The organism is Desulfatitalea alkaliphila (assembly GCF_022968795.1).
Lineage (GTDB): Bacteria > Desulfobacterota > Desulfobacteria > Desulfobacterales > Desulfosarcinaceae > Desulfatitalea > Desulfatitalea alkaliphila.
This window is the reverse complement of sequence record NZ_JALJRB010000008.1, coordinates 132,939-155,515: the sequence shown is the minus strand read 5'-3', so window position 1 is coordinate 155,515 and position 22,577 is coordinate 132,939. Positions and strand designations below refer to the sequence as shown.

The following is a 22,577-nucleotide window of genomic DNA, read 5'->3' as shown; positions in this document are numbered from 1 at the left end:
GTCACCTCTTCCGCCGTTCAGCCGATGCCACCCGCCTTCAATACATCGACCATGGAATAGACCCGGCCCTTTTCCCCGTCGGCGACTTTGCGCGCCAGAAACCGTATCGCATCCCGTGTGCCTTCTCCGTAGATGTCGCGCCCGTTGACGTTGTGGCTGAACTCGAAACGGGCCGTGCCGTCGGGAGAGGTGAGGGTGTAGGTGTGCCAGGCGTGGCCGCCCAGGTGTTCGGGGGGCACGCCCCACTGGTTGGCTTGGCGTTCGGGATCGCGCTCCTTCTGGATCTGGTCCGTGTTGAAGGCGACCCCCATGCGGTTGAAGTATGTAACCATGGCCTTGGCCGTGCCGCTGGTGTCGGCCTTGCCGGCCTGGTGACTCTCCCGGATGGTCAGTTGATAGTTCTGGAACAGATTGGGAAAGGTGTCGGCCGCGTGGGCCATCATGGCCTGGAACCCGACAATCTGTTTGGCCATGTTGGGGGCGATGACGGCCAGGCCGCCGTTGTCGACAACGGTGCGCAGCAGCGCATCGCGATCACCGCCGGTGGTGCCCATCACGAAGGGCAGCCCGAAACGGCAGTAGAATTCGGCATTGGCGTTGACCGCCGTGGGATGGGTGAAATCGACGCTGATGAGGCCCGGATGCGCGGTCTTGATCGCGGCGATGCGTTCTTCCCGTGCTTCCGGTCGGATCAGCGCGATGGGCGTTTCCGCCAGATGACAATGAGCGATATCGATTTCCGGTCCGGTCAGGCTGAAGGGCAACAATTGCATTGCCGCATCGGCCATGATGTGGGTGGCGATCACACGGGCCACGTTGCCGGGCAGGCCGTTGATCATGACGGGGATGGGGTTCATGGCAAGCCTCCTTGTTTGTTTGTGATACGTTGTGAAGCGCTGATGCGCGCCACCAGGGCCGTCAGATCGGGCAGCGGCAAGACAGGCGCCAGGCGTTCCAGGCGGTGGCGCAACGTAGCCAGGGCTGTGGGGATGTGGGCCGCGAAGTGCATTTTGCCCTTGACCCGGCTCAGGAAGGCGAAGGCGCCCAGCATTTGCAGGCCGCGGGTGACGGTGCAAGCGGCGTACCCCTTGCGGAAAAGGTCCGGCGGCACGTCGCAACGTCGCTGCAATCGCCGGAGGGCGTAATCCAGCAGATCCGCCTGCAAGCGGTGCGGCAGGTTCACGTAGGGATCGATGAGCAGCGAAGCCAGGTCGTATTGCAGCGGACCGACGCGGCCTCCCTGAAAATCGATGAAGCACACCCCCCTCGGCCCCAGCATAATGTTGCGCGATTGCAGATCCCGGTGCATGAAGCCGTTCCAGGCGGCGGCCAGGGTGTAATCGGCCAGGGCATCGAACTCCGCCGCCAGATGGTCATAGGGCACCTGCAGGCCGAGGTATCCTTGGACAAAAGCTTCCAGGAAATAGCGGCACTCCCGCTGGAGGATCAACCGGCGGTCATAAAAGGCGCTTTGATAAGTCCATGCGGTATCGAAGCCTTCGGCACCCGCCAGGGCCATGGTCCGCCACCGGTCGATCACTTCCCGATAGCGGTCGCCGATCTCGCCGACCGCCGCGTTTTGGACGACTGTCTGCAGATGGCGGTCACCCAGGTCTTCCAGGAACACCAAGCCGGCGAAGGTGTCGTAACCGTGGATTCGGGGAACGGCCACGCCCCGGGCGTGCAGGTGCCGGCCGATGGCCACGAAGGCATCGACTTCGAGACACGCGTCCCGTTGGGTGCGAATGCCATGATCCACCATGACCAGGCTGTGCCGGCCGGATTGGAGACGGAACCAGCGGCGGTCCGATCCATCTCCCTGCAGGGGCCGGCAGCGGACCGGCCCTTCGGGGGGTCGCGCAAAGGCGTCGGCGAAGGCGGCGGGGACCATGGCATCGCATGCGGCCTCCCGGTAGGCCTCGGGGGCGCCGATATCCCGCCAGTAATGGTCCCGGACCACGTGGGCTTTGATGCGCAGGCCGGCTTGCAGCATGCGGGCATAGGCGTCGATGATGTGGGCCGGACCCGATGGGGGCAGAAAGTCGAGCACCCGGGGCGAGAGCACATGAATGCCGGTGAACGCCATGGGATGCGTCGTGGGAGCGGTGGCGGTCGCGGCATCGAAGCCCGTCACGAATTCGTCGTCATCCACGGCCACGTTGTTGAAGTCGGGGTGATGGTGCATGGCCATGGTGACCGCATGGCCCTCCGTGCAATGGCACGCCCAGAGGGCCGTCAGGTCGATGTCGCTGACGATGTCGGCGTTGACCACCAACAAAGGACCTTGGGACCAGTAGTCGGCCACATTGCGCAAGGCGCCGCCGGTGCCCAGGATTTGCGGTTCGTGGACCGTGTGCAATGCCATACGGTAGTCGCCTTCATTGACCAGGGCTTCGATCTGTTCGTGCAGGTGATGGGTGTTGATCATCACCTCTCGGCAACCGGCCTGCTGCAGGCGCTCGAGAATCAGGGCGAGCAGGGGCCGGCCGCCCAGGGTGAACAGCGGCTTGGGGGTGTGCCGGGTGTACGGCAGCAGGCGCGTGCCCCGGCCGGCGGCGAGAACCATGGCCTTCATTGTTTGATCAAATACAGGAATCTGCGAATGGTCTGCTCAAAGGATTCGATTTTGTCGCTGTTTTCCGCGCCGCGCACGCCGTTGGTGGTGAAGAAGCTGATGGCGTTGTCGTAGTTGATGGCGGACAACGATTCGCTCAGCACCAACTCATGGTTGCGCAGCATCGATTTGCCCAAGGCCTGGATTTTTTTCATCCGATCCTTGCCGTTGCTGTCACCGCGCGGTGTCTGTTTGAAAAAGGTGAGCACCACCCAGTAGGATTCGAAATAGGTGAGCAGGAAGCGGGCGAAGCTTTTGAGCTTGCGAAAGCCGGCGGCGGTGATCTGGTAGGTGTCCGGCAGGGTCTGATGGGGGATCAGCATGGCTTCGTCGATGAACGCCTTGATGGTTTTACGCATGAACCGATCTTCACTCACATCCAGGTCGAAGGCGAATTCGTACTTGAAAAAATTTTGCAGGAACCGGTAGCGCTCCTGCAGGTCGGCGGCGGAAAACTGAAAGGCGTCTTTTTCCAGAATGGCAGCGGCCGTGAAAGCCGCCGGCACGAAATGGGCGATGCAGTTGTTCTTGTAGTATTCTAGCTGCAACCGTTTGTGCGGCGGAAGGATGTATTGGGTGGTTTCGGGCGGTGCGGCCTTGTCGACGGGTGCCGCCTCGATGATTTTGCGCTGTACATAGTTTTCCAATGCCTGGGCGCAAGCGCGGGGCGGATCCAGCATCAGAGTATCGGTCAGCTTGACCTTCTGGGCGAACAGGATGTCCGTGTAAAGCGCCACGATTTGCATCAGTTCATCGGCGCTGAAGCGGGGGGTGGCGCAGTTCAAGGCCGCCGACGCCACCAAGGCGTGGGGCGTGACCACGCTGACCTTGTCGATGGCATTGATCACCCGCCAACCCAGATTGCGGCAGAGGGCGTTTTGATCCTTGCTGTTCATCGTCGGCAGTTCCAGGTCGTTGGTCTCCAGCAGCTCCCGCAATGAGATGGGCTCGTGGAAATTGATGTAGATCTTGCCGTAACGCCGCTTGAGAAAGCGGCGCGCCTGCAGCACCTTGGATAGGCTTTCGGGCTCCTTGCTGCCGCCGGTGAGCTCCTGCAGGTAAGCCGACTCCTCCACGACCTGGTCGTAGCCGATGAAAATCGGCACGAAGATCATGTCCTCAGAGGCGCCGGCCTTGAAGGCGTTGAGCAACAAGGTCAGAAAACCCAGTTTGGGCATCAAAAGCTTGCCGGTGCGGCTGCGGCCGCCTTCGATGAACAATTCGATATTGAAGCCGTCTTCGAGCAATTTGTGGATGTATTCGGCGAAAATCCGGGAATAGACCGCTGCGCCGCTGAATGTGCGACGGATGAAAAAGGCGCCGCCGGCACGGAAAATGGGACCCATGGGCCAAAAGGAGAGGTTCTTGCCGGCGGCGATGTGCGGCGCCGGCATGTTGTTGCGATAGAGCATATAGGAGAGGATGATGTAGTCCATGTGACTCTTGTGGCACGGGATGAGGATCAGCGGCCCCTTGCGCGACATGGTCTTGGCCCGCTGCAGTCCCTCCTTGTCCAAAACAATACCGTCATACATGGTGTTCAGCAGCCAATTGACCGGTATGCAGGCGAAATTGATGAAGGTGGGGTTGTACTTGGCGGCGATTTCGTCCAGGTAGCTGTCGGCCTGCTTGCGCACCTCCCGCAGGGGTTGGTTGCGGCCATCGCTGTATTGGGTCATGAACTCCCTGAGCCGCTGCCCCGACAGGATGCTCTCTTTGAACTCCTCATGGGATTTGACGACCGGCCCGGTGATGCTCTGGCGATGACGGTTGTGCTGTTGCAACAGCCGGCGGCGCAGCAGCAATGCCTGATATTCGGGGCTCTCTTCGCTGCCGGCCGAGGAGTTCAGGAAAAGGCGCAGATCAAGGGGTTGACTGATTTCCGCGAACACCTTGCCCGGCTGGCGGAAGAGGGTCAATGTGCGCCGCAGCATGCCCGGACGCTGCTCGGTGCCGAAAATCACATCCCGCAGGCGGGGTGTGGCCGATTCGGGGAGCTTGCTGAAAAACATCAGGTGGGGCACGATATGGATCGGGCGATCGATGGTGCGCTGCAATTCGATCAGAAAACGCAAAGGATCGGCTTGGGCCTTGACAAAGCGGCGATAAAAGCCGTGTTTTTCCACCAGGGGTAGAATGGCGGCCCGGCCGTCCAGCAGCATTTGACGCCAATAGCCGCTGGTGTACGGATCCAACCACTGACGCCGGGTGGCGAGCCAGTGCAGATGCGCCAGGAAACAGCGCAGGACCCGGGATACCGGTTGCACCAGCCAGGGGCGCAGCCCGAATCCCAGCTCGGGAACCGGCACTTTTTCTTCCCGGTAGCGGGTATGGTAGAAGAGATATTCGAAATAGCTGCGGTATTTGATGGTGTAGACCACTACGGCGTCCGGCGGCAATGATTTGAGAATGTTCAAATGTTGCTGGTCGATGGTAATGCCGCGGAAAAACCATTTGAACATCAATGGCAGCAAGCCGTTGCGCGGGGGCAGGTGGAATAGATAGTACTGATGGGTGCCTTTGAGCAGACCCATGAAAAAGCGGTGCAATTTTTGCCGCCACGGGGCAGCAGGTTGTATATTGGTTTCAGGCATGGGGGGACCTATCTCTTTGCGGTTGGCTGCTTGACCTTTCGATTCAGACACCGAAAACTATCAGAGTTGACCGCCATTTGCAATTGTGGATATATAAGGAAGAGGTTGATCAGGATCGCGAAAAATTGGCTTGCGCAGACCTTGGGCATATGGTAAGCGTCTGTACCTACACAAAACAGTGAGCATCGGTCAGGGGGGCATGCATTCCAACGGGTGTCGAGGGATCAGGCCCTTCTTCAGTGAAAAGCTGCTTTTCCAAGGCAAATCAGTTTCATCGAGGGTGTCGATAAAGACATTTTTTAATTACAAGGAGGTGGGTATTTTATGAAAACGTTAATCGGCGGCGCAATTGCGGCAGTGATCGGTCTCATCGGTCTGACGATCTGGTTTCCGGCTTTCCTGCAACTCCTGGCGGGTGCGATTCCCATCATGCTCTTGCTGGGCGGCGGATTGGCCATTTACCTGGGCTTTGACGAACTTAAAGACACCTGGAAGAAGGACGAGGCCGAAGCGCCCGAAGCCGAAGATGATGCCGCAAAATACAAAAAAGAGATCGATGACCTGAAAAAGGAGATCGAGACCCTTAAAACCGATAAATAACCATTCAGGATTGTCGCGCTGATTCGAGATCCTGCAGAACCCCTTCGTTCGTAGACCGCCGCCAGCGCCGATGCCGCCAATGGCGTCGCGCCGGTGCGTTTACGGGTGAACGGGGTTTTCTGTTTTTACTGTTTTCCATTCAAGGATTGCACCGCCAGTCGATCCGCCCGCTCATTGTCCGGATGCCCGGAGTGCCCCTTGACTTTGACAAAACGAAGGTCGCGAAAGGTGGCCGCCAAGTCCCGCAGTTTTTGTACCAGAGCCTGGTTTTCCTTGGCTTTCCAGCCCCGGGTCAACAACCCCAAGGCGTAGCTGCTGTCGGAAAACACGATCACCGGAAGATCCCTGTTCTTGACCGCTTCCAGCGCCGTGCGGATCGCCTCGAGTTCCGCGATGTTGTTGGTGGCCGTGCCGATGTAGCGTGAGATCTCCTTCTCCTTGCCCTTATAACGCAACACAGCACCGATGCCGGCCGGGCCGGGATTGCCCGAGCAGGCACCGTCGGTGTAGATGCAGATGGACCGGGCGCATGTTTCCGCACTGACCGCCGGTTGGGCCGCTGGGTTGGGTTTCGCCTTGGGGGCGCGCTTTGGGCGCGCAGGGGCGTCCACCGAGGGGACGATCCCGCCGTCGGGGGCCAAGGCGGTCACCCTGGCCTGCGGGACCCGATATTCATGGGGTTGGTCCAATTGGTATTTGATCAGCACCTTGCCCTTTTCCAGCAAAGGCCGGTGATGTGCATCGGTGGCCATCCACACCTTGTTGTTCTTGAATTGCATCCGTTGCCAATGGGGGTGGTCCTTTGTTATCGCCAATACGACTCCTCTGATATCCTTCTATGCATCAATACAACAAATAGCGCTCGCGCAACGCCCGAAATTGGGCCAGCGGCGCTTGCCACGTCGCTTCAAGCGCCATGACGGGCGTCATGCCCGCCAGCCGGGTGCGAATCGTTTGATCGCCGAGAATCAGGTCCATGGGCAGCCGTTCGTACTCATATTCGTAGGGCGGTTGTTTCCAGCGAAACGCGTCGGCGTGGTGGTACAGGATCGCCTGGAGCAGGGCCAGGCCGGTGCGAAAGGGATGAAAGCGGGCCGGATCGGTCACATGCAGCTGAAAACCGCGGCACACCTCTCCCTGCCATTTGTTGGCGGTGGGTAAAAACTCCATGGGCCGCAGTACCACCCCCGGCAAGGACGTATCCTTCAGGTGGGCCATGATTTTTTCCGGCGACAGGTAGGGCGCCCCGAATATTTCGAAGGGCTGAGTGGTGCCGCGCCCTTCGGAGACGTTGGTGCCCTCCCAGATCACCTGCCCCGGATAGACCAGGGCCGAAGCGGGGGTCGGCAGGTTGGGCGACGGGGCCACCCAGGGCAGACCGGTTTGCTCGAACAGCATCCGCCTTTGCCACCCCTCCAGGGGTATGACCTCCAGGTCGCAGCCGATGCCGAAGGCGTCGTTGAACATCAGGGCCAACTCGCCGATGGTCATGCCGTGACGCATGGGGATGGGGTAGCGGCCCACGAAAGAGGCCCACTCCGACACCAGGCAGTTGCCCTCCACCAGTTGCCCGCCGATGGGGTTGGGCCGGTCCAGCACCACCACCTTCTTGCCGAATCGTTTGGCCGCCTCCATGCAGTAGGAAAGGGTGTAGATGAAGGTGTAGACCCGGGTGCCCACATCCTGCAAATCCACCAGCAGCACATCGATGGGGGTCATCATGGCCGCGGTGGGCCGGCGGGTCTCGCTGTAAAGGCTGTGGACCGGCAGGTGCAACCAGGGGTCCCGACGGTGATCGGATTCGATCATGTTGTCCTGCCGTTCGGCGAAAAGGCCGTGCTGCGGGGAAAAGAGCTGTACGAGCCGAGTACCGAAACAGGCCTGCACCAAACGGGCCGCGTGCACCAGTCGGTGGTCCACTGAAGCGCTGTTGCAAAGCAATCCCAACCGCGCCTTTTGCAAATCGGCGGGGGGCGCCGCCACCAGCTTTTCCAACCCCGGGATTACCGTTGCCATGAGCTCATCTCCTCCGATTCTCGCATGTTTCGTTTGCACCCATATCCAACCGCGCAGCGTATTGCAACCGCCGCCATTTCAATTTCGATCCCGATTTCGATTTGGATTTGGGTTTGGCGGATACAATACATCATCGCTGCGCCCTGCTCCGTCGGAATTGTTGCCGTCTCCTTAAAATCCTTGACACGAGCGAATTAACCCAATAAATTGGCCGATTGTCATGAATGGTGTTCAGTTGGTCGGCCGTCCCTTCACCACCTTTCGGGTGGTGCCGCATCACCCGCTGATAAACCCCATGCGACCCATCGTCAAAGGAGCTTGTGCCCGGCATGCCCGCGCAAATCGCAATCAACGGCATTGTCATTATTGTCGGTAATTACGGCAGCGGCAAAACGGAAGTGGCGATCAACCTGGCCGTTGATCGCCAAGCCGCCGGGCAGCGGGTACGTGTGGCCGACCTGGATCTGGTCAATCCCTATTTTCGAACGCGGGAGGCGCGCCGCCCCCTGGAGGCCTTGGGGATCGAAATGGTGCTGCCGCCCGAGGGGTTGTTGCAGGCCGATCTGCCCATTCTGGTGCCGCAAGTCGCGGGGTTGATCCGCGATCCAGGCGACCTGGCCATTCTGGATGCCGGCGGCGATGATGTGGGGGCCACCGTGCTGGCGGCCCTCGCCGAGGCCTTCGCCAAATCCGAGGCGCCCGTGCGGATGCTCCAGGTGGTCAATCCCTTTCGGCCCAACACCGATAGCGTGGAGGGGTGCCAGGCCATGCGCAAGGCCATCGAAAGCGCCTCGCACAGGCAAGTGACCGGTTGGATCGGCAACGCCCATATGCTCGACGAGACCACGGTGGAACACATCGCCCGGGGGTATGCACTGATGCAAGCCCTAGTGGCCGACAGTGGACTGCCCTTGGTATGCATGACGGCGGCGGCGGCGCTGATGCCCGCAATCGGTGCCCTGGACGTGGACTGCCCGATGTTGGCCGTCCGCCGGCAGTTGGTGCCGCCTTGGCAGAAACCGGTGCCTTTGCAACCGGAGAAATCGAACGGGTAAAGGAGAACGTGCATGGCATATTGCTACCATATTGAAGCGAACCGTTGTAAGGGGTGCGGGTTGTGCGTGATGGTCTGCCCCAAGAAGGTTTTGGAACTCTCGGATCAGGTCAACACCATGGGCTATTTTCCGGCCTACCAGGCGCGACCGGAGGACTGCATCCTGTGCGCCATATGCTGCACCATGTGTCCGGACGTGGCGATCCGCATCACTGAAACGACGGACGATGCCCCATGTCCGCCCCGCTGAAGGGGACCGGAGGCACTTGCATCCATTATTCATAATCAAGAGCGGGACAACCGCCGACGAGAAACGGCTGCCGGCGTGTCCAAAGACATCCAGGGAGTGAAAACATGCCCAAGGTATTGATGAAAGGCAACGAAGCCATTGCCGAGGCGGCTATTCGGGCGGGCTGCCTCAACTACTTCGCCTATCCCATCACCCCCCAGTCCGAAGTGGCCGAGTATCTCTGCTGGCGTTTGCCGGAGGTCAACGGCGTTTTTTTACAGGGGGAAAGCGAAGTGGCCGTGGCCTATATGATTTTCGGTGCGGCGGGTGCCGGCGTGCGCGTCTTTACCACCTCCTCGAGCCCCGGGATCAGCTTGATGAGCGAAGGCATCAGTTATTTGTGCGGTGCCGAACTGCCGGCGGTGTTTGTCAACATCATGCGCGGCGGGCCGGGGCTGGGCGGCATTCTGCCCTCCCAGGCCGACTATCTGCAGGCCACCAAAGGGATCGGCCATGGCGATTGTCGCCTGCTGGTGATGGCGCCCGCCAGTGTTCAGGAAGCAGCCGAGATGGTGATGCAGGCCTTCCCCCTGGCCGAAAAGTACCGCAACCCGGTGATGATCCTGGGCGACGGGCTCATCGGCCAGATGATGGAGCCGGTCGAATTTCCGGACCACCTGCGCAGCGAGCCGAGCAACAAGGACGGTTGGGCCTCCAGCGGCATGGACCACCGCAAGAGCAAAACGCGCAACCTGGTGCGTTCCCTTTTTCTGGATCCGGAGCAGCTCAACCGCCACAACATGGACCTGCGCGCCAAGTACGAGCGGATGAAGGCCGAGGAAGTGCAGTACGAAAACTTCAACACCGAAGGGGATTACCAGGCTTTGATCGTCTCCTACGGCACCATGAGCCGGGTGTGCAAAACCGCCGTCAACATGCTCAAGGAGCAGGGCATCGAAGTGGGTTTGATCCGTCCCCGGACCCTTTTCCCCTTCCCCGAAGCGGCCATCGGCGAGGCGGCCGCCAAGGTGAGCTGCCGTGCCGTGCTGAGCGTCGAAATGAGCATGGGGCAGATGGTGGAGGATGTGGAGCGCAGCGTGCGGGGTGCCCGGCCGGTGCAATGGTACGGCAAGTGCGGCGGCGAAGTGCCCACGCCCGAAGAGATCATCGAGGTGGTCAAGACCACCCTGGCATCGGATCTTTCCCGTCGCTGATCCCCAGCGCGCCTGATAAGGAGTACAAGCAATGGCAAAAACATTCCAAAGACCCCAAGCGTTGTTCGACCAGCCGACCCATTACTGCCCGGGCTGCACCCACGGCGTGATCCACCGCCTGGTGGCCGAAACCATCGATGAGCTGGGCATTCGGGGAAGAACCGTGGGCATCGCCCCGGTGGGTTGTGCCGTGCTGGCCTACAACTACATCGATTGCGATTTCCAGGAAGCCGCCCACGGCCGGGCGCCGGCCATGGCCACCGGCATCAAGCGGGTGCGCCCCGACCTGATGGTGTTCACCTACCAGGGCGATGGCGACCTGGCCAGCATCGGCATGGGGGAGATCATTCACGCCGCCAACCGGGGCGAAAAGTTCACCACCATTTTCGTCAACAACGCCATATACGGCATGACCGGCGGCCAGATGGCGCCCACCACAATGCCCAACCAGCGCACCAGCACCAGCCCCTTCGGCCGCAAAACCGAGGAGGCCGGCATGCCCATCCGGGTGGCCGAGCTGCTGTCGGCGCTGGTGACGCCGGCGTACGTCACCCGCCAGACGGTGATTCGACCCAAATACATACAGAAGGCCAAAAAGGCGATCCTCAAGGCATTCACCTACCAGATGGAGAAGCGTTGTTTTTCCCTGGTGGAGTTGGTCAGTACCTGTCCCACCAACTGGGGCATGACACCGCCGGAAGCGATTCAATGGGCCGAGGATGTGCTGCTGCCCTACTATCCCCTGGGGGATGTCAAAACCCCTGACGCCGATGTGAAGGAGGCGCCATGCAAAACGAAGTGATGTTCGCCGGATTCGGCGGTCAAGGCATATTGCTCATCGGGAAGCTGTTGGCCCATGCGGCCATGGAAGAGGGGTACGAGGTGGCCTGGATTCCCTCCTACGGCCCGGAAATGCGCGGCGGCACGGCGTACTGCACCGTGGTGATCGGCGACCAGCCCATCGGTTCGCCCATCATCAAGAACCCCTCCCACTTGGTGGCCATGAATCGCCCCTCGCTGGAAAAGTTCGCGCCGGTGATCAAGCCGGGCGGCGTGGTGTTGATCAATCTTTCCCTGATTCCGGTGGATTCCGGCCGCAGCGACCTGGATGAACTCAAAGTGCCCACCCAGGACATCGCCGCCAGTGTGGGCAACGGCAAGGCGGCCAATATCGTCGCCCTGGCGGCCTTCGTGGCCCGCTCCAAACTGGTTTCCATCGACAGCCTCAAACACTGTATCGAGGTGGAGTTCGCCGCGAAACCGAAGCTTATCCCGTTGAACATCAAGGCCATGGAAGAGGGTGTGAAAGCGGCCTTGTGACCAAGACCATAGGTGAACCCATGACCGCTGGCAGGCCGCCGGTTCCGGCCTACATCCAAAAGATCGCCCCGTACGTGCCCGGCAAGCCTATCGAGACGCTGGAGCGCGAATACGGCATCACCGATTCCATCAAGCTGGCTTCCAACGAGAATCCCTTGGGGCCCTCCCCGAAGGCATTGGCGGCCATCGCCCGGGACGTCGATAAACTGCACCGCTATCCGGACGGCGCCGGACACACCTTGGTGCACGCCCTGGCCGAGCACTTGAATGTGCTTCCTGAACAGATCCTGCCCGGCAACGGTTCCGACGACCTGTTGGGCATGCTGGCCCGGGTGCTGCTGCAACCCGGCGACGAGGTGGTGATCCCCGATCCCTCCTTTTTGATGTACACCATCGTGGCCCAGAGCGCCGGTGCGGTGACGGTCAATGTGCCGTTGAAGGATCTGGCCATGGATCTGCCGGCCATGTTGTCCTGCGTGGGACCGCGGACCCGCATGGTCTTCATCTGTCAGCCCAACAACCCCACCGCTACCGTCGTGGGACGGGCGGCTTTCGAAAATTTTTTGTCCGCCCTGCCCGAGCAGGTGGTGGTGGTGGTGGACGAAGCCTATTTCGAGTTCGTGCGTGACACCGATTGCGCCTGCGGCCTGCATTATCTGGATGCCACACCGTCGGTGGTGACGCTGCGCACCTTCAGCAAAGCTTACGGCCTGGCCGGATTGCGGGTCGGCTACGGCGTCATGCCGGCGCAACTGGTCCAATGGCTGCAGCGGGTGCGCATGCCTTTCAACGTCAACAGCCTGGCCCAGTCGGGGGCCGTTGCGGCGTTGTCGGATACGGCATTTCTGGCACGCACCCTGGATGTGGTCCACGGCGGGCTCGATTTCTTTTACCGGGAGCTGACCCGGCGTGGGATTCCCTATTTCCCCAGCCAGGCCAATTTCTTTTTGATCGACGTCGGCCGACCGGCCGACACGGTGTTCGAGGCGCTGCTGCACCAGGGCGTGATCGTCCGCTCCATGCGCGCCTACGGCTTTCCCACGTACATTCGCGTCAGCGTGGGGCTGCCCGAGGAGAATCAACGTTTTTTGAATGCCCTGGACAAGGTGCTGGCCGAAGGAAAATGAGTGCAAGCATGGATTCGACCAATCAGCGCCCTTCCCGCCTGGTGGTGACCATCGACGGCCCCGCCGGATCGGGAAAAACCACGGTCAGCAAAATGCTGGCCCACCGCTTGGGATATCGCTATCTGGACACCGGCGCCCTTTACCGCGCCGTGGCCGTTGCGGCGCAACAAGGCGGGGTGGATCCGGCGGATGGTGCCGCCTTGGCGCAGCTTTGCCAAGGAATCGACCTCGACTTGCAGGAGGGCGGCGACGGTCTGCGGGTGTTGCTCAACGGTGAGGATATTACCGGCCGGTTGCGGGCACCCGCGATTTCATTGCTGGCATCCACCATATCGGCGCGGCCGGTGGTGCGCCGGTTTCTGCTGACCACCCAAAGAAGCATCGGTGCGCAAAAGGGTTTGGTGGCTGAAGGGCGCGACATGGGAACCGTTGTCTTTCCCGAAGCCGAAGCCAAATTCTTTTTGGATGCCGACCCCCATGTGCGGGCCTGTCGCCGGTACGAAGAGTTGCAAGCCGGGGGAGACGGCCCCTCCCTGGATAGCGTGGAAGAACAGATGGTGCAACGCGATCGCAATGACACCACCCGCAGTGTGGCCCCCTTGAAGCCTGCCGTCGATTCCTTGCGCATCGATGCCACCCACCTGACCCCCGAGCAGGTGATCGCCCGCATGATGACCCACATCGAGAGCAAACGATAGGCGACGCCGGTTGCGACCCTTGCCCGGTTCACCGAACCGACGCTCGGCCGGCTGTTGCGACGCCGGACTTCCAAACCGCATCGGGCGTCCCCACGGTCGCAGTTTGCCGTCGCCCGATCCATGGATGCCCGTGGATCGGGGAAAAACATCGGTGGTGGCGCCCGAATGGCAATTTTTCATTGCATTCCCTGGCGGCGTTGGGTATAGTACCCGAATTACGTTGCCGTTATCGGTGGCGCGAAATTCGGCTTAGGGGGAATTCTCAGAAACATGAATACCAATGCAGACAACGAAATCAAAGAAACCACAACCCAACCCACCAACGAAGTTACGGACGATACTTCGGACCTCGACATGAACGCCGCGACGGCCGCATCGGAAGAGATCTTGGAAGAGACCCAAGATGACGCCATGCCGGAAGAAGGATCCATGGAAGAGTTGATGGATCTTTACGAGGAGAGCTTCAAGCGCTTTGCCGAAGGCGAAGTGGTCACGGGCCGCATCATCTCCGTCGACAAGGATTACGTGATCGTCGACATCGGCTACAAATCCGAAGGCCAGATCCGCATTCACGAATTTGTGGACGAGCATGGCGAAATCAGCGCCCAGACCGGAGACAAAGTCGAAGTGATGGTGGAGTGGTGGGACGATGAAAACGAAGTGGTTGTCCTGTCCAAGGAGAAGGCCGAAAAGGTCAAGGTGTGGGAGGAGATCAAGCGGGCATACGAAGCGGATGAAGCCATCGAGGGTGTCATCGCCAGCCGCGTCAAGGGCGGTTTTTCCGTCGATATCGGGGTCAACGCCTTTCTGCCAGGCTCCCAAGCCGACTTGCGCCCGGTGCGCAATCTGGATGAGATGGTGGGCAAGACCTATCATTTCAAAGTCCTCAAGTTCAACCGCAAGCGCAGCAACATCGTGCTGTCCCGCAGGGTCATCCTGGAAGCCGAGCGTGAATCCAAACGCGCCGCGACCCTCGCCTCCATCAGCGAAGGCAAGGTGGTCGACGGTGTCGTCAAGAACATTACCGAATACGGGGTGTTCGTCGATCTGGGCGGCGTGGACGGCCTGCTGCACATCACCGATATTTCCTGGGGACGTGTCAAACACCCCTCCGAACTCTTCTCCGTGGGCGACGAAATCACCGTCAAGATCCTCAATCTGGATCTGGATCGCGAACGGGTTTCGCTGGGCATGAAGCAGTTGGCCCCCGATCCCTGGACTTCCGCCGCCGAGCGATATCCTGTGGGCTCCAAGGTGACCGGCCGCGTGGTGAGTTTGACCGACTACGGCGCCTTTGTCGAGCTGGAAGAGGGAATCGAAGGCTTGATTCACGTGTCGGAAATGTCATGGACCCGCAAGGTGCGTCATCCCAACAAAATCGTATCGGTGGGCGAAGAAGTGGATGCCGTCGTGCTGGACATCAAACCGGACAATCGCCGGATCTCGCTGGGCATGAAGCAGGCCGTGCCCAATCCGTGGGATGTGATCAGCGACAAATACCCCGTGGGCACCACCATCGAGGGTAAGATCAAGAACATCACGGATTTCGGGCTGTTCATCGGTATCGACGAAGGCATCGACGGCCTGGTGCACATTTCCGACCTCTCCTGGACCAAGCGCATCAAGCACCCTTCCGAGCTTTACAAAAAAGGGGACACGGTTCAGGCCATCGTGTTGGAGATCGACAAGGACAACGAGCGTTTCTCCCTGGGCGTCAAGCAGCTGCAGGCCGATCCTTGGGATACGGTGGCCGAGCGCTACGAGGTCGGTAAAGAAATCGCCGGCAACGTGACCAACGTGACCGATTTCGGTGTCTTCGTGGAGTTGGAAGAGGGCATCGAAGGCTTGGTGCACGTCTCCGAGATCAGCCGGGAGAAGATCAAGACGCCGGTGGGCATGTTCAACGTGGGTGACGAATTGCGCGCCCGTGTGATGAACATCAACAGCGACGAACGGCGCATCGGGCTTTCCATCAAACGCCTGGAGATGGAGAGCGATCAGGAGTACCTCAGCGACTACGTCAGCAATATGGGGCCGGCCACCTCCAGCTTCGGTGAACTGCTGCGCGAAAACCTGCAGGAGAAGCTCAACGAGGATTAACCCGCGCATTCCGACATACTGCATGCAATCCATCGGCCGGCGAAGAAGTAATCCTTCGCCGGCCGTTTCTTTATCGTTATTACAGGAGAAGACGGCATGTTTTCCCGCAGACACCCCTATCTTTTTTTCCTTTTGATCCTGGCGGCGTTGTTTACTGTCGGTATGTTTTTATTATCCATCATGGTGACAACCATTGCTCGTAAGGATGACGGCTTGCGGGGCGAGAAAGTCGGCGTCATCGAGATCGTCGGCGCGATTGCCGACAGCAAGACCGTTCTCGATCAGCTCAAGCGGTTTCGCGAGACGGAGGCGGTCAAGGCGATCGTGCTGCGCATCGATTCACCCGGCGGCGGCGTGGGCGCTTCACAGGAGATCTATCGCGAAATTCAGCGCACCGTGGCCGAAAAGCACGTGGTCGCCTCCATGGGGGCGGTGGCGGCCTCGGGGGGATATTATGTGGCCGCCGCCTGTGACGGCATCGTTGCCAATCCCGGCACCATCACCGGCAGTATCGGGGTGATCATGGGCTACACCAATTTCGAAGAACTGCTGCGCAAGATCGGCCTGACGCCGGTGGTGATCAAAAGCGGTGCTTACAAGGATGTGGGGTCGCCCATGCGGCCCATGACCGAAGCGGAGGAGGCGCTGCTGCAAGACCTGATCGGCAATATCCATGGGCAGTTCGTAACGGCCATTGCCGAAGGTCGCAAAATGGATATGGCGGCAGTGGCCGACCTGGCGGACGGCCGCCTTTTTACCGGCGAAACGGCTCTCGAACTGGGATTGGTGGACCGGATGGGCAACTTCGAGGACGCCCTGGCGTGGGCCGGAGAGCTGGGCGGCATCGAAGGGGCCGTGGAAACGGTCTACCCGGAAAAGGAGCGCATGCCGCTGTTGCGGTACCTGATGGACATCGCGGTGCGACTATGGGATCAGGGCGGACTGCACGCCCGCCTGATGCCGGAGGCACGGTTGCAACCCGCGCTGGAGAGGGCGATGCATTGAGCGATGGATTATTCGAACAGCGACACATCGCCCAAGCCACGGCGCAGTACTTCCGGTTCATCGCCGATCAGGGAGATGACGCTGGACGGGGAGCCCGGCACCGGTCCGCCATCGATGATGAGATCGAGCTGTTTACCGAAAAATGCTTCGATGCGCCAGGCTTCCGACAGCAATTCGTCATCGGGTCCGGCGGCACTGGTTGAGAGAATCGGGTTGCCCAGAGCGGTGATCAAGGCCATGCAAATGGGATGATCCGGCAGGCGGATACCGGCGGTTTTGCGTTTGGTGAGCATCATCTTGGGCACCTGGTTGGAGCCCTCCAGGATGAAGGTGTAGGGCCCCGGCAGCAACCGCCGCAGGTTTTTGTAGGCGTAGTTGGTCACCTTGGCGTAATGGCTGATGCTTTTCAAATCGGCACAGATGAAGCTGAAGGGCTGTTGTTTGGGCCGCTGCTTGATCTGGTAGATCCGCTCGATGGCCTTCTTGTTCATGATATCGCAACCGATGCCGTAGATGGTGTCGGTGGGGTAGGCGATGACCCCGCCCCGTTGCAACACCTCCACCACCTGGCGAATTTTGCGATGGGGGGGATTGATGGGATTGATTTCGAGTATCACGATGGTTCCTGAGTGCTCGCCGCTGCCGGCGGATCAAAGTTTCGGGTGGTTCCGTTGTTCGATACAAAGACGGCCCTATTATAACAAAAGTGCGTGTATAAACAATAGCGGTATGGGTGGCTGAGTTCCTTGGGTTTGTTGAGTTTGTTGGCTTGATCGTTCAATACAACATATGGTAATGTTTCCTATTCGACTACCCAACAGATAGTATGATGTTGAAATTTTAATAGATTCCCTACACGCGGTCGGCATGCCCGCGGCCTGGAGGTTCAGATGAACATGATTCCCCCCGAGGAAGGTTTTTCCTTTGACGATGTGTTGTTGTTGCCCAACTACTCGGATGTGCTGCCCAAGGAAGTGGATGTCAGCACCTATTTGACCCGCAATTTGAAATTGAACACCCCCATCGTCAGTGCCGCCATGGATACGGTCACCGAGGCCCAGGCGGCCATCAGCATGGCACGCGAGGGAGGGGTCGGCTTCATCCATCGCAACATGAGTGTCGAGCACCAGGCCATGGAGGTGGATCAGGTCAAAAAATCGGAAAGCGGAATGATCGTGGACCCGGTGACCATCCATCCCGATCAGAAGGTGCACGAGGTGCTGCACCTGATGGCCAAATACCGCATATCCGGTGTGCCGGTGGTCAATGGTGAACAGTTGGTGGGGATCGTGACCAACCGGGATCTGCGTTTCGAGAGCGACATGGAGAAGTCGGTCGCGGATGTGATGACCAAAGAAAACCTGGTCACCGTGCCGGAGGGCATTGATCTGCAGGCTTCCAAGCGGTTGTTGCACGAGCATCGCATCGAAAAGTTGCTGGTGGTGGATGCCGGGGGGCGGCTCAAGGGCATGATCACCATCAAGGACATCGAAAAGATCAAAAAATATCCGTATGCCTGCAAGGATCAGATGGGGCGTTTGCGGGTGGGTGCCGCCATCGGGGTGGGGCCGGATCGCCTGGAGCGCACCCAGGCGCTGGTCAATGCCGGGGCGGACGTGATTCTCATCGACACCTCCCATGGGCACTCCTTGAACGTGATCGAAACGGTGCAGGAACTGAAGCAAACCTTCAGCGGCATCGAGGTGATCGCCGGCAATGTGGCCACGGCCAAAGGTGCCGAAGCGTTGGTGGAGGCAGGTGTGGATGCAGTCAAAATCGGCATCGGGCCGGGATCCATCTGCACCACACGGATCGTGGCCGGCGTCGGCGTGCCCCAGGTGTCCGCCATCATGAATTGCAAGCCGGTGGCCAACAAGACCGGTATTCCGCTGATCGCCGACGGCGGGATCAAATTTTCCGGCGATGTGGCCAAGGCCATCGGCGCCGGCGCCCACACCGTGATGATCGGCGGTCTGTTCGCCGGCACCGACGAAAGTCCCGGCGAAACCATTCTTTTCCAGGGCCGCAGCTACAAAGTGTATCGCGGCATGGGATCCTTGGAAGCCATGAAGCAGGGCAGCAAGGACCGCTATTACCAGACCGAGCAGGAAGCGGATGACAAGCTGGTGCCTGAAGGGATCGTGGGCCGGGTGCCTTACCGGGGCTCCCTGGCGGCCAACATTCACCAACTGATCGGCGGTCTGAAGGCCGGCATGGGTTATGTGGGGTGCCGCAGCATCGAGGAGCTGCGGGAGAAGGCGCGCTTCCTGCGCATCACGGCCGCCGGGTTGCGGGAAAGCCATGTGCATGACGTGATCATCACCAAGGAGGCACCCAACTACCGCTTGGAGTAGGCATGGCCTGACGCCGATTTGCGCGTTGCAATACTTCCAGGGCCGCCTGCCGCGGGGCCGGCGGCCTTTTTCCACGTCCGAACCATCAAAGGGATTTTTCCGGCAATGGCGACACCCCCCACCGACTTTGTCCACCTGCACGTCCACACCATGTACAGCTTGCTGGATGGGGCCATTCGACTGGACAGGCTGTTCGATCGCGCCAAGCAATTCGGCATGCACAGCGTGGCCATCACCGACCACGGCACCATGTTCAATGTGCTGGAGTTTTATCAGAAAGCGGTCAAGGCCGGCATCAAACCCATCATTGGTTGCGAGTGCTACGTGGCACCGCGCACCATGGCCGATAAAACCCCCATGGACGCCAAGGCCCTGACCCACCTGGTGCTGCTGGCCGAAAACCAGGAAGGGTACCGCAATCTTTGTCGATTGGCCACCATGGCCCAGACCGAAGGGTTTTACTATAAACCGCGTATCGACAAGGCGGCGTTGCAGGCCCATCATGCCGGGCTGATCGCCCTTTCCGCCTGCCTGCACGGCGAAATTCCCCAACTCATCCTCCAGGGGCGCATGGCGGAAGCCGATCAGGCGGCACTGGCCTTTCAGACACTGTTCGGGGAGGGCAACTTCTTTCTCGAGGTTCAGAACAACGGCATCGACAAGCAAGACACGGTCAATGGGGCATTGCGGGAGATGAGCGCACGGCTGGGCATTCCCCTGGTCGCCAGCAATGACTGTCACTACCTGGACAAGGACGATGTGCGCGCTCACGACGTATTGCTTTGCGTGCAGACCGGCAAGACGGTCGACGACGCCGAGCGCTTTCGCTTCCGCACCGATCAACTTTACTTCAAATCCAAAGAGGAGATGATCGATTACTTCCGGGATTTTCCCGGCGCCATCGAAAACAGCGTGGCCATCGCCGGGCGATGCGACATCGCCTTCGATCTGGAGAACTACCATTTTCCCCAGTTCACGGACGATTCGGGACTGGATGCCGAAAAGCTGTTCGTACGAAAAACCGAAGAGGGTTTCGAGCGTGTCTGGCGGATCATCCAATCCAAAAACCCCGATGCCGATCCGGCGACCTACCGTGAACGCCTGGCCTACGAGATGGGCGTCATCAATCGCATGGGGTTTCCCGGCTATTTTCTGATCGTGGCCGATTTCATCAACTACGCCAAGGGCAACAATATCCCCGTGGGCCCGGGCCGCGGCTCGGCCGCCGGCAGCCTGGTGGCTTACGCGCTCGGCATCACCGACCTTGATCCGTTGGAACACGGTCTGATCTTCGAACGTTTTCTCAATCCGGACCGCATCAGCATGCCGGATATCGATGTCGATTTCTGTATCAACGGCCGGGACACGGTGTTCAAATATGTGGTGGAGCGCTACGGCGGCTGGGACTATGTGGCCCAGATCATCACCTTCGGCAAGCTCAAAACCCGGGCGGTGATCCGCGATGTGGGCCGGGCACTGGCCATTCCCCTGTCCGAGGTGGATGCCATCGCCAAACTGGTGCCCGATGTGCTCAACATCTCCCTGGACGACGCCCTCAAGCAGGAGCCCCAGTTGCGCGAGCTGCAGTCGACCCGGCCCGAGGTGGCCGAGCTGATCGACATTTGCCGGGTGCTGGAGGGATTGCCGCGCCACGCTTCCACCCATGCCGCCGGGGTGGTGATCGGCGACAAGCCCCTGGTGCATTACCTGCCCTTGTATAAAGGTAAAAAAGGGGAAGTCGTCACCCAGTTCGACATGAAGCTGGTGGAGAACATCGGCCTGGTGAAATTCGACTTCCTCGGCTTGCGCAATTTGACGGTGATCGATCAGGCACTGAAATTGATTCGCCAACAGGACAAGGAACCGCCCGATTTGTCCAAGTTGGATTTTGACGATGCCGCCACCTATGCCTTGCTGTCGGTCGGTGATACCACCGGTGTGTTCCAACTGGAAAGCTCGGGCATGAAGGACCTGTTGGTCCGCATGAAACCCGAATGCTTCGCCGATGTCACCGCTCTGGTGGCTCTCTATCGGCCCGGCCCCCTGGACAGCGGCATGGTGGACGATTTTGTCGAGCGCAAGCACGGCCGCAAAACTGTGGAGTATATGCTGCCGGAGCTGGCGCCGATACTGGAGGAGACTTACGGCGTCATCGTCTACCAGGAACAGGTGATGAAGATCGCCTCGGCCCTGGCCAGTTACACCATGGCCGAAGCCGACGGCCTGCGCAAAGCCATGGGCAAGAAAAACGTCGCCATGATGGCCGAACACCGCGAACGGTTCGTCAAGGGCGCGGTGGCCAACGGGCACGACGAGAAGAAGGCCCTGGCACTCTTCGACTTGATGGAGAAATTCGGCGGTTACGGTTTCAACAAATCCCACAGCGCGGCCTACGCCCTGATCGCCTACCAGACGGCCTTTCTCAAAGCCCACTTTCCCCTGGAGTTTATCGCTGCGCTGCTGACCAGCGAAATGCACTCCATCGACGGCGTGGTCAAATACATCAACGAATGCCGCACCCACCAGATAGAAGTGCTGCCGCCGGATGTCAACCGCGGCGATACGGTTTTCACGGTGGCCGACGGTAAGATTCTGTTCGGTCTGGTGGCCGTGAAGAATGTGGGAGAAGGGGCGGTGGAGGCCATTGTGGCGGAACGGGAGGCCAATGGCCCCTACAAGTCGCTGTTCGATTTTTGCGAACGGGTCGATTTGCGCAAGGTCAACAAGCGGGTGGTGGAGGCCCTGATCGCCTGCGGGGCCTTTGCTGCCACCGGCGCCGCCCGTTCACAGATGATGGCCGTGCTCGAAGAGGCCTTGGAGTATGGCCAAAAGGTGCAGAAAGAGCGTTGCGACCCCCAGCTGGGACTCTTTGACGAGGGGCCGAGCTGCGGCCTTTCCATTACGCCGCCCACCTTGCCCAAGATTCCCGAGTGGCCTGATCGGGAGCGACTGGCCCGGGAAAAGGAGTCCCTCGGTTTCTTCATTTCCGGGCACCCCCTGGCCCCCCATCAAAACACCATGGCCAAGTTTGCCGGGGTCACCACGGCTACTTTGGACGAAGTGGAAAACGGGCAGATGGTGCGCATGGGCGGGATGGTCGCCGGCAGCAAGCTGATTCGGACCAAGAAGGACGAACCCATGGCCTTTGTCCAATTGGAAGATTTGGAAGGCAGCGTGGAGGTGGTGGTTTTCCCTTCGGTCTTTGGCGAATGCCGTCATCTGCTCACCGACGACCGTCCGCTGCTGGTGCAGGGCAAGGCGCAGAAAGATGAAAAGGGCGCGAAAATTCTGGCCGACACCATCATCGCCATGGAGGACGCCGAATCGCTCTGGACAGCCGAGGTGCACTTCACCGTCGATGTGAACCTCAGCGACAAAGAGGCGCTGCACCGGTTGCGGGAGGTGGTCCGCCGCTTCCCGGGCGATTGCCGCGGTTTTCTTCATTTACGCATGGATGACAATGTGGAAACTGTCATTGCCATGGACGAAGGGTGGCGATTTCAACCCGGCGATGCCCTGCGGAGGGAAGTGGCCGCCCTGTTCGGCTACCCGGCCATGGAGACCCGCTGCGCTCCCATCCAGGCGACGGTCAACGGTAACGGTAATGGCAATGGTCGCCGGCGTCCCAACGGCCGGGCGGCCCATTAACTTT

General features: G+C 59.9%; 18 protein-coding genes. 12 read left to right on the top strand and 6 right to left on the bottom strand.

Features of this window, described 5'->3' with window-relative positions:
- Window positions 1-17: 17 nt before the first annotated feature.
- Genes dapB through MRX98_RS09545 form a run of 3 tightly spaced genes read right to left on the bottom strand, consistent with a single transcriptional unit; the run spans window position 18 to window position 5,208 of the window.
- Window positions 18-857 (bottom strand): dihydrodipicolinate reductase, encoded by an 840-nt coding sequence (gene dapB, locus MRX98_RS09555; protein ID WP_246906367.1) that lies wholly within the window; start codon window positions 855-857, stop codon window positions 18-20.
- Window positions 854-2,566 (bottom strand): sugar phosphate nucleotidyltransferase, encoded by a 1,713-nt coding sequence (locus MRX98_RS09550; protein ID WP_246906358.1) that lies wholly within the window; start codon window positions 2,564-2,566, stop codon window positions 854-856. Before MRX98_RS09550 ends, dapB begins: the two co-directional genes overlap by 4 nt.
- A 5-nt stretch (window positions 2,567-2,571) precedes the next feature.
- Window positions 2,572-5,208: a 1-acyl-sn-glycerol-3-phosphate acyltransferase gene (locus MRX98_RS09545; RefSeq protein ID WP_246906356.1), complete on the bottom strand. Its 2,637-nt coding sequence runs from the start codon at window positions 5,206-5,208 to the stop codon at window positions 2,572-2,574.
- A 324-nt stretch (window positions 5,209-5,532) separates the two neighbouring features.
- On the opposite strand from MRX98_RS09545, the gene MRX98_RS09540 reads away from it, so the two are divergent.
- Window positions 5,533-5,808, top strand: coding sequence for a hypothetical protein (locus MRX98_RS09540; RefSeq protein WP_246906355.1), 276 nt, complete (start codon window positions 5,533-5,535; stop codon window positions 5,806-5,808).
- A 125-nt stretch (window positions 5,809-5,933) separates the two neighbouring features.
- Here MRX98_RS09540 and MRX98_RS09535 read toward each other — a convergent pair whose 3' ends face one another.
- A complete protein-coding gene (locus MRX98_RS09535; RefSeq protein WP_246906353.1) occupies window positions 5,934-6,623 on the bottom strand; it encodes a ribonuclease HI in 690 nt (229 codons plus the stop codon).
- Window positions 6,624-6,651: 28 nt separating this feature from the next.
- The gene (locus tag MRX98_RS09530) at window positions 6,652-7,824 is read right to left on the bottom strand and encodes an exo-beta-N-acetylmuramidase NamZ family protein (RefSeq protein WP_246906351.1); all 1,173 of its coding nucleotides are present in this window, start codon (window positions 7,822-7,824) and stop codon (window positions 6,652-6,654) included.
- Between the two features lie 329 nt (window positions 7,825-8,153).
- Here MRX98_RS09530 and MRX98_RS09525 point away from each other — a divergent pair, with 329 nt between their 5' ends.
- The 9 genes from MRX98_RS09525 to sppA all read left to right on the top strand — a co-directional run bounded on the left by MRX98_RS09525 (window position 8,154) and on the right by sppA (window position 16,571).
- On the top strand, window positions 8,154-8,879 hold the full coding sequence (locus MRX98_RS09525; RefSeq protein WP_246906337.1) for a cobalamin biosynthesis protein CbiA: 726 nt from the start codon (window positions 8,154-8,156) through the stop codon (window positions 8,877-8,879).
- Window positions 8,880-8,891: 12 nt separating this feature from the next.
- Window positions 8,892-9,128: a 4Fe-4S dicluster domain-containing protein gene (locus tag MRX98_RS09520; RefSeq protein ID WP_246906335.1), complete on the top strand. Its 237-nt coding sequence runs from the start codon at window positions 8,892-8,894 to the stop codon at window positions 9,126-9,128.
- Window positions 9,129-9,232: 104 nt separating this feature from the next.
- Entirely contained in the window at window positions 9,233-10,321 is a 1,089-nt protein-coding gene (vorB, locus tag MRX98_RS09515; protein ID WP_246906310.1) for a 3-methyl-2-oxobutanoate dehydrogenase subunit VorB, read from the top strand.
- A 31-nt stretch (window positions 10,322-10,352) separates the two neighbouring features.
- Complete coding sequence (locus tag MRX98_RS09510; protein WP_246906307.1) at window positions 10,353-11,123, top strand: thiamine pyrophosphate-dependent enzyme; 771 nt, start codon at window positions 10,353-10,355, stop codon at window positions 11,121-11,123.
- Window positions 11,108-11,641, top strand: a complete 534-nt coding sequence (locus MRX98_RS09505) for a 2-oxoacid:ferredoxin oxidoreductase subunit gamma family protein (RefSeq protein WP_246906304.1) — start codon at window positions 11,108-11,110, stop codon at window positions 11,639-11,641. Before MRX98_RS09510 ends, MRX98_RS09505 begins: the two co-directional genes overlap by 16 nt.
- 20 nt (window positions 11,642-11,661) lie before the next feature.
- Window positions 11,662-12,768, top strand: coding sequence for a histidinol-phosphate transaminase (gene hisC, locus MRX98_RS09500; protein WP_246906301.1), 1,107 nt, complete (start codon window positions 11,662-11,664; stop codon window positions 12,766-12,768).
- 8 nt (window positions 12,769-12,776) lie between these two features.
- Complete coding sequence (cmk, locus tag MRX98_RS09495) at window positions 12,777-13,466, top strand: (d)CMP kinase (RefSeq protein WP_246906299.1); 690 nt, start codon at window positions 12,777-12,779, stop codon at window positions 13,464-13,466.
- A 270-nt stretch (window positions 13,467-13,736) separates the two neighbouring features.
- The gene (locus MRX98_RS09490) at window positions 13,737-15,566 is read left to right on the top strand and encodes a 30S ribosomal protein S1 (protein ID WP_281432286.1); all 1,830 of its coding nucleotides are present in this window, start codon (window positions 13,737-13,739) and stop codon (window positions 15,564-15,566) included.
- Window positions 15,567-15,662: 96 nt separating this feature from the next.
- Window positions 15,663-16,571 (top strand): signal peptide peptidase SppA, encoded by a 909-nt coding sequence (sppA, locus tag MRX98_RS09485; RefSeq protein WP_246906296.1) that lies wholly within the window; start codon window positions 15,663-15,665, stop codon window positions 16,569-16,571.
- Window positions 16,572-16,579: 8 nt separating this feature from the next.
- Here sppA and MRX98_RS09480 read toward each other — a convergent pair whose 3' ends face one another.
- Window positions 16,580-17,188, bottom strand: coding sequence for an L-threonylcarbamoyladenylate synthase (locus MRX98_RS09480; protein ID WP_246906286.1), 609 nt, complete (start codon window positions 17,186-17,188; stop codon window positions 16,580-16,582).
- Between the two features lie 273 nt (window positions 17,189-17,461).
- Here MRX98_RS09480 and guaB point away from each other — a divergent pair, with 273 nt between their 5' ends.
- A complete protein-coding gene (gene guaB / locus MRX98_RS09475) occupies window positions 17,462-18,925 on the top strand; it encodes an IMP dehydrogenase (RefSeq protein ID WP_246906283.1) in 1,464 nt (487 codons plus the stop codon).
- Window positions 18,926-19,030: 105 nt separating this feature from the next.
- A complete protein-coding gene (gene dnaE / locus MRX98_RS09470; protein WP_246906280.1) occupies window positions 19,031-22,573 on the top strand; it encodes a DNA polymerase III subunit alpha in 3,543 nt (1,180 codons plus the stop codon).
- Window positions 22,574-22,577: the final 4 nt, after the last annotated feature.